The sequence below is a fragment of the Pseudomonas sp. 1 genome (assembly GCF_056626735.1).
In genome coordinates this window covers 183,524-190,633 of the sequence record NZ_JBWXMQ010000015.1, presented here as the reverse complement: position 1 = coordinate 190,633, position 7,110 = coordinate 183,524, and the positions used below count along the sequence as shown (strand labels likewise).

Below are 7,110 nucleotides of genomic sequence, written 5' to 3'. Positions count from 1 at the left end.
CGCTATCAAGCGGGGCCTTGTGTACCGGTTACCAACGCGGACCACCGTAGTAGTGTGGCCGACCGTAGTAACCACGCGGCGGACCGTAATACACCGGGGCCGGTTGGACGTAGACCGGTTGCTGCACATAAACCGGGGCCGGCTGATAGTAGACCGGTGGCGGCGGTTGCTGCACGTAGACCGGTGCCGGTTGAGCGTAAACAGGCTGTTGGACGTACACCGGCCGATCCTGGTTGATGAGCGCCGAGCCGATGATGGCCGAGCCGACGATCGCACCAAATACCGCCGGGCCCTGCCAGCCACCGCCGTGGGCTTCTGCCTGACCCGTGATCGCGAATGCACCAATCAACAAGGCCACGATGGGGAGTTTACGAATCATGATAATTCCTCGGTTCTTCGACCCGGCGTCCGAGTCTGCAACAGGCTCGGGATGGCGCGGGGATACTTCTAAGACAGCAACATTTTGAAAAACAGCACGGCCGCTAGGTAAATTTTGTGTAAGGTCTGTACCGGTTTGTTTACCGGATTTCCGGCATCGGCTGTGATGCCCGGAACAGACCGCCTTATGATCGTTCAGAACCCGATGGTCTGGCTAATCCCGTCCATCCGAAAGTGCATTCGAAGGAGCCTCCCATGCAGATGAACCCCAACAAAGACACCCAACTGTGCATGTCCCTGTCTGGGCGTCCCGGGAATTTCGGTCTGCGGTTTCATAACCATTTGTATGAACAACTGGGACTGAATTTCTACTACAAGGCGTTCAGCAGTCAGGACCTGCCCGGTGCGGTCGGCGGAATTCGAGCGCTGGGGATTCGCGGTTGCGGCGTGTCGATGCCGTTCAAGGAGGCGAGCATTGCGTTGGTCGATGAGCTGGATGCCTCGGCGGCAGCGATCCAGTCGATCAATACCATCGTCAACACCAACGGCCATCTGAAGGCCTACAACACCGATTACATCGCCATTGCTCAATTGCTGGAAACCCACGCGGTGCCGAAGGACACGACGTTCGCCCTTCGCGGTAGCGGCGGCATGGCCAAGGCTGTGGCCAGTGCCTTGCGCGATGGCGGTTACAAAAACGGTTTGATCGTGGCCCGCAACGAGCGCGCCGGTCGGGCGCTGGCGGATTCCCTGGGCTATCGCTGGCAAGCAGAACTGGGCGACGAGCGTCCGCAGATGCTGGTCAACGTCACCCCGTTGGGCATGGACGGCGGCCCGGAGGCGGGTCAGCTTTCTTTTGACGTGGATGTGATCAAGTCTGCAGACACTGTGTTCGATGTAGTGGCGATTCCCTCGGAAACCCCGCTGATCGTGCGTGGCCGTGCCGAAGGTAAAAAGGTGATCACCGGGCTGGAAGTGATCGCGATCCAGGCGCTGGAGCAGTTCGTGCTGTACACCGGCGTGCGGCCGACGGTCGAGCAGTTCGATGCAGCGGTGGCGTTCGCGCGCAGTTGATGAAGCCTGTTCAACGGTAAATCCGCCCGGATTTGCCGTTGCCTATACTGCCGGATCAGCAGGCGCAGACTTGCCCATCACAAAAAGCCGAGGTTTGCATGCATCCGCCGATTCTCAACCTGAATGATGTCGAACTCGAACCACTGCCCGCAGCCCTGTCTCCCGAAGGCGAAACCGCCGGGCGTTATCAGCAGCGTCTGGCCCGGATCGGCCAGCAACTGGGCGCGCAGAAACTTGGTTATCGACTGTATGCGCTGCCGCCGGGCATGCGCGGCAGCCCGTTTCACAGTCATCGTGTGAATGAGGAAATGTTTTATGTGGTGGCCGGGGAAGGGGAAGTGCGCCTGGGCGCCGAACGTTTCCCGATTCGCGCCGGGGACGTGATCGCCTGCCCCCCGGGCGGCGCGGAAGCCGCGCATCAGATCATTAACACCAGTGCTGCGGAGCTGCGCTATCTGGCGGTCAGTACCCAGCAGCAACCGGAAATCTGCGAGTACCCGGATTCGAACAAATACGCGGTAATGGATAACTTCAACGTCGATGCCGAAGGCAATGCCTCGGGATTTGTCGCGGTGGCGCGGCAAGCGGACGGGGTGGATTACTGGGACGGCGAATAACGCCGCCCCGGTGCGTTTATTCTTCGAGGCGGGCCAGACGTTCTTCCAGCGCCGCAATCCGCGCTTCCAGTTCATCGATTCGCTCCACCGACACACCGCTGGCAGCCCCACGTTCGCTCGGATTCTGCCGGGCCGCGATAATCGCCTCGATGTCCGCCGGATCGCCCAGTGCGTGGGTGTAGCGATCCTCTCGTTGGCCGGCCTGGCGCGGAATCAGCACCGCCAGCTCCCGGGCGATCAGGCGTTCCAGCTGATGCACCACTTGTTCGGCGTCTTCGAATTCATGCATGCGACCGCTGCGGGTCAGCAGTTCGTTGACCGTCTGCGGGCCGCGCAGGAACATCAAGCCAGTCAGGATCAATTGCGCCGGCACCAGTTCCAGCGCCTTGTCGACCTTGTGCTCCCAGCGGTCGGCGCGGCTGCCCATCACCAGTTTGGCGAAACCGCGGCTTTCGAGGGCGCGCAGGCTTTGGCCGACCTGGCCCTGGGTCAGGTTCATCACCGGTTCCCGGCTGGTTTTCTGGTTGCAGGCCAGTACCAGCGCGTTGAGGGTCAACGGGTAGGTTTCCGGGCTGGTGGCCTGTTTCTCGATCAACGAGCCCAGAATGCGGATTTCCGTGGCGTTGAGCCGTGGTTCGTCGGAGCGGGTTTCAAATTCTGTGGTCATCGCGCGTTCCCTCTGCAGTCGAAGGCGCCTAGCCTAATCCTTGCTGGATAAAAGACAAGCCGCGCCGCCATGCGAGCATGGCTATAATCGCCCCCCAAGATTCACCCAGCCACCACGTGAGACTGCCATGACCATTTCCCTGTACGCCGCATCCGTTCCGGTTTTCCAACAAATGCTCAACGCCGTGAGCGATGTGCTGAAAAAGGCTGAAGCCCACGCCACCGAGAAAAACATCGATCCGAACGCCTTCCTGCAAGCGCGTCTGTACCCGGACATGTTTCCGCTGGTGCGTCAGGTGCAGATCGCCGTGGACTTCGCCAAAGGCGTGTCCTCGCGTCTGGCCGAAATCGAAATCCCGAAATATGACGACACTGAAACCACCTTCGCCGAGCTGCAAGCGCTGATCGCCAAGGTTCTGGCCTTCATCGGCGAGATCAAGCCAGAGCAGATCAATGGCAAGGAAGGCATCGAGATCGTGACCCGTCCGGGCACCCCGAAAGAGAAGCGCTTCAGTGGCCAGGCTTACCTGCTGAGCTACGGTCTGCCGCAGTTCTTCTTCCACGTCACCACCACTTACGCGCTGCTGCGTCACAACGGTGTGGAAGTGGGCAAGCGCGATTACATGGGCGCGTTCTAAAACGCTCTGCAACAAAAAAAGCCCGCCAAGGTTTACGCCTTGGCGGGCTTTTTGTTGCGCCGGGTTTTTACGCCGGGCGGCGGGCTTTCTGTTCTTCGCCCAGGCAAGCGGCAGCGGTGAACAGTACGTCGGTGGAGGAGTTCAGCGCCGTCTCGGCGGAATCCTGCAGCACGCCGATGATGAAGCCGACTGCCACCACCTGCATGGCGATTTCGCTCGGGATGCCAAAGAGGCTGCACGCCAGCGGAATCAGCAGCAGCGAGCCCCCGGCCACGCCCGAGGCGCCACAGGCACAGATCGCGGCGACGACGCTGAGCAGGATCGCGGTCGGGATGTCCACGGCAATGCCCAGGGTGTGCACGGCAGCGAGGGACAGCACGGTGATGGTGATCGCCGCGCCGGCCATGTTGATGGTGGCGCCGAGCGGGATCGATACCGAGTAGGTGTCTTCATGCAGACCCAGGCGCTTGCTCAGTTCCAGGTTGACCGGAATGTTCGCCGCCGAGCTGCGGGTGAAGAATGCGGTGATGCCGCTTTCGCGCAGGCACTGGAGTGTCAGTGGGTAAGGGTTGCGACGCAGCTTCCAGAACACGATTAGCGGATTCATCACCAGCGCCACGAACAACATGCAGCCGAGCAGCACTGCCAGCAGATGCGCATAACCGATCAATGCTCCAAACCCGGAGGTGGCCAGGGTCGATGCCACCAGGCCAAAAATACCCAGCGGTGCGAAACGGATGACCACCCGAACAATCACCGTCACGCCGTTGGACAGATCCCCCAGCACTTCGCGGGTGGTGTCACCGGCGTGCCGAATCGCCACGCCCATGCCGATGGCCCAGGCCAGAATGCCGATGAAGTTGGCGTTCATCAGTGCGCTCACCGGGTTATCGACCACGCTTAGCAAAAGGCTTTGCAGCACTTCACTGATGCCGCCCGGCGCGCTCACCGCGATGTTGTCGGTGGACAGCACCAGATGCGACGGGAACATCATGCTGGCAATCACCGCGACCACGGCGGCCGCGAAGGTGCCCAGCAGATACAGGAACAGAATCGGCCGGATGTGGGTTTCCTGGCCGTGCTTGTGGTTGGCGATCGAGGCCATGACCAGCACGAACACCAGGATCGGTGCCACGGCCTTCAACGCCGAGACGAACACCTTGCCGATGAAGGCCGTGGCCTTGGCCGCTTCCGGCGCGAACAGCGCGAGCGCGATGCCGGCAATCAGGCCGATCAGGATCTGTGTCACCAGGCTGAGGCTTTTAAGACGTTGCAATAGAGAAGGGGATGAAGCGGTCATGAACGGCATCTCTGTTTTTTATAGGGTGCAAGGTTGCGCAATCCGGGCGTTGAATCGGGGCAGGCCACAGACACGAACCAAAAGGACTGACGCGCCAGCCACGCCGTTAAACGGGTGGTTGAACAGGGTGTACGTTTCGCAGGGCGCGGACTTTATCACAGCGTCGTCCGATTCCTTCAGGCATGTGACGATCTGCCACCGGAACCCTCTGCAACTTAGACAGGTTTGTGCAAGTCACTCGGGAAACACTCTGTTAAGATTGCGCATCCTTATTTTCAAATTCTGCCAGCGGGCCTTCGGGTCAGCGCTGGTGTCGTCGTTTTGCTGGAGTTCCTCATGCTGTTGCCCATCCTTCTGTTGTCCGCCGCCGGATTCACGGTGCTGACTACGGAGTTCGTCATTGTCGGCCTGCTGCCGGCGATTGCCCGCGACCTGGCCGTCACCATCCCGCAGGCCGGGTTGCTGGTGACTCTATTCGCTTTCACCGTGGCCATGTTCGGTCCTTTCTTGACGGCATATTTCGCCCGCTTCGAGCGCCGCAAACTGTTCATCACCATTCTGATCATGTTTGGGCTGGCCAATACCGTTGCGGCGCTGGCGCCGAACATCTGGGTCATGGCCATTGCCCGGCTGATCCCGGCGCTGGGGCTGCCGGTGTTCTGGGCGTTGGCCAGTGAAACGGCAGTGGATATCGTCGGCCCGGACTTCGCCGGTCGCGCGATCGCCAAGATCGGCTTCGGCATCGTCTGCGCCACCGTGTTCGGGATTCCGGTCGGCACGCTGATTTCCGATGCGTTCGGCTGGCGCAGTGCGTTCGCCATTCTGGCGGTGATCGCGTTCGCCAAGGCGTTGCTGCTGTTTGTCTATCTGCCGAAAACCAGCCTGCACCAGCATCAGGTCAGCTTCGCTTCCCAGTTCAAGATACTGCGCAGCCCACTGATGCTGGGCCATGTGCTGTTGTCGATTCTGGTGTTCAGCGGCATGTTCACCGCCTACACCTATCTGGCGGATATCCTTGAGCGTCTGGCCGGCTTCAATGGCACCGTGGTCGGCTGGTGCCTGATGGGCTTTGGTGCGGTTGGCTTGATCGGTAACTCGCTGGGCGGTCGTGCGGTGGATCGCCATCCGCTGATGGCTTCGGTGATGTTCTGTGCGTTCATGATCCCGGGGATGGTGGCGCTGGTGCCGAACATCAATTCGTCGCTGGGTCTGGCGGCGGCGATGGGCATCTGGGGCGTGACCCAGGCGGCCCTGTTTCTGGTCAGCCACGTGCGTTTGATGAAAGCGGCACCGGAAGCGCCGGCCTTCGCTGCGTCGCTGAACATTGCCGGGGCCAACCTCGGGATCGGTCTGGGCGCGATCATTGGCGGTCGAGTGATCGACAGCGCTGGTCTGGGTTTTGTGGGCTTTGCCGCTGCCGGATTCATTCTGCTGTCGATTTTCCTCGCCATGGTGCTGATGGTGCTCAAGCCGCGCGACGTCTGCGCGCCGGCTTAAAACGCTGTAAACAGTTCGCGTCGGGCACCTTCGGTAATCGCTTTGATGCCGGGGTGCTTGACCTTGCGCTCCACCGAGATCGCGTAGAACGACTCGCTCACCGCATCGGTCTGGCCGATTAACTCGACGCCGTACTGGCGCTTCACCTCATCGGCAATCACGCTCGGGCCGATGAAAATCCCGCTGCCGGACTGACCAAACGCCTGCATCAAGGCGCTGTCATCGAATTCCCCGACAATCCTTGGCTGAATCTGCTGCTCGGCGAACCAGCGCTGCAAACGGCTGCGCACTACTGTTTCCGCGCCGGGGATCAACAGCGGCGCGCCGTGCAGACTGCGCGGGAAATCCTGACCGTATTGCGCTGCCAGTTCGGCGGTGGCGAAAAAACTGATCCCGCATTCCCCGAGTTTCTGACTGTAGCCCTTGATGTCCAGGTGCGAGGGCATGGGGCTGTCGGAGATCACCAGGTCCAGGCGCTGGATCGCCAGATCCGCCAGCAGGCGCTCGAGTTTGTCTTCGCGGCAGGTAATGCGCAGCGGTTCGCTCAATTCCATGGTCGGCGCGATCAGGCGATAGACGATGGATTTGGGCACCACGTCCGCCACGCCGACCCGGAACAGAATCTGCTGTTCGTTGGGCTGGGCGCGCAGCATCAGTTCCAGTTCGCCACCGAGCTGGAACATCTGTTCGGCGTAAGGCAGGGCCTGACGCCCGGCTTCGGTCAGCTCAAGCTGCCGGCCGACCCGCTGAAACAACTCGATGCCGTAGGTCTGTTCGAGCAGGGAAATCTGCCCGCTGATGGTTTGCGGCGTCAGGTTCAGTTGCTCGCAGGCGCGCACGATGCTGCCGGTCTTGGCCACCACCCAGAAGTAATGCAGTTGTCGGTAATTGAGCATGGGGTTCGGTCCGTCAAATACAGTTCGTATAAATCGAAGTATAG

8 protein-coding genes are annotated in these 7,110 nt (G+C 60.7%); 4 read left to right on the top strand and 4 right to left on the bottom strand.

Translation table 11 applies throughout. The annotated features are described in order from the left end of the window. Positions 1 to 28 precede the first annotated feature (28 nt). The gene (locus AC1MDC_RS22280; protein ID WP_007951578.1) at positions 29 to 379 is read right to left on the bottom strand and encodes a hypothetical protein; all 351 of its coding nucleotides are present in this window, start codon (positions 377 to 379) and stop codon (positions 29 to 31) included. 254 nt (positions 380 to 633) lie between these two features. Between AC1MDC_RS22280 and AC1MDC_RS22275 the strand changes: the two genes are divergently transcribed. Both AC1MDC_RS22275 and AC1MDC_RS22270 read left to right on the top strand, forming a co-directional pair. Next, positions 634 to 1,452 carry a shikimate 5-dehydrogenase gene (locus AC1MDC_RS22275; protein WP_480393666.1) on the top strand — a complete coding sequence of 273 codons (819 nt, stop codon included), beginning with the start codon at positions 634 to 636 and terminating at the stop codon, positions 1,450 to 1,452. Between the two features lie 98 nt (positions 1,453 to 1,550). Beyond that, positions 1,551 to 2,069 (top strand): cupin domain-containing protein, encoded by a 519-nt coding sequence (locus tag AC1MDC_RS22270; RefSeq protein WP_480393665.1) that lies wholly within the window; start codon positions 1,551 to 1,553, stop codon positions 2,067 to 2,069. Between the two features lie 16 nt (positions 2,070 to 2,085). Here AC1MDC_RS22270 and AC1MDC_RS22265 read toward each other — a convergent pair whose 3' ends face one another. Then, positions 2,086 to 2,736 (bottom strand): YceH family protein, encoded by a 651-nt coding sequence (locus AC1MDC_RS22265; protein ID WP_480393664.1) that lies wholly within the window; start codon positions 2,734 to 2,736, stop codon positions 2,086 to 2,088. Between the two features lie 127 nt (positions 2,737 to 2,863). Between AC1MDC_RS22265 and AC1MDC_RS22260 the strand changes: the two genes are divergently transcribed. Next, a complete protein-coding gene (locus AC1MDC_RS22260; protein ID WP_007951572.1) occupies positions 2,864 to 3,373 on the top strand; it encodes a DUF1993 domain-containing protein in 510 nt (169 codons plus the stop codon). A gap of 67 nt (positions 3,374 to 3,440) precedes the next feature. On the opposite strand, the gene sstT is transcribed toward AC1MDC_RS22260, so the two are convergent. Beyond that, positions 3,441 to 4,673, bottom strand: a complete 1,233-nt coding sequence (gene sstT, locus AC1MDC_RS22255; RefSeq protein ID WP_480393663.1) for a serine/threonine transporter SstT — start codon at positions 4,671 to 4,673, stop codon at positions 3,441 to 3,443. 336 nt (positions 4,674 to 5,009) lie between these two features. On the opposite strand from sstT, the gene AC1MDC_RS22250 reads away from it, so the two are divergent. Continuing rightward, positions 5,010 to 6,170 (top strand): MFS transporter, encoded by a 1,161-nt coding sequence (locus tag AC1MDC_RS22250; RefSeq protein WP_007951570.1) that lies wholly within the window; start codon positions 5,010 to 5,012, stop codon positions 6,168 to 6,170. On the opposite strand, the gene nhaR is transcribed toward AC1MDC_RS22250, so the two are convergent. Next, a complete protein-coding gene (gene nhaR / locus AC1MDC_RS22245; protein WP_007951569.1) occupies positions 6,167 to 7,066 on the bottom strand; it encodes a transcriptional activator NhaR in 900 nt (299 codons plus the stop codon). The genes AC1MDC_RS22250 and nhaR overlap by 4 nt on opposite strands. Between the last annotated feature and the right edge of the window lie 44 nt (positions 7,067 to 7,110).

Bases quoted from the DNA above. Each gene is read 5' to 3' on its own strand.
- AC1MDC_RS22280 (WP_007951578.1), bottom strand. From the start codon at position 379: ATGATTCGTAAACTCCCCATCGTGGCCTTGTTGATTGGTGCATTCGCG.
- AC1MDC_RS22275 (WP_480393666.1), top strand. From the start codon at position 634: ATGCAGATGAACCCCAACAAAGACACCCAACTGTGCATGTCCCTGTCT.
- AC1MDC_RS22270 (WP_480393665.1), top strand. From the start codon at position 1,551: ATGCATCCGCCGATTCTCAACCTGAATGATGTCGAACTCGAACCACTG.
- AC1MDC_RS22265 (WP_480393664.1), bottom strand. From the start codon at position 2,736: ATGACCACAGAATTTGAAACCCGCTCCGACGAACCACGGCTCAACGCC.
- AC1MDC_RS22260 (WP_007951572.1), top strand. From the start codon at position 2,864: ATGACCATTTCCCTGTACGCCGCATCCGTTCCGGTTTTCCAACAAATG.
- sstT (WP_480393663.1), bottom strand. From the start codon at position 4,673: ATGACCGCTTCATCCCCTTCTCTATTGCAACGTCTTAAAAGCCTCAGC.
- AC1MDC_RS22250 (WP_007951570.1), top strand. From the start codon at position 5,010: ATGCTGTTGCCCATCCTTCTGTTGTCCGCCGCCGGATTCACGGTGCTG.
- nhaR (WP_007951569.1), bottom strand. From the start codon at position 7,066: ATGCTCAATTACCGACAACTGCATTACTTCTGGGTGGTGGCCAAGACC.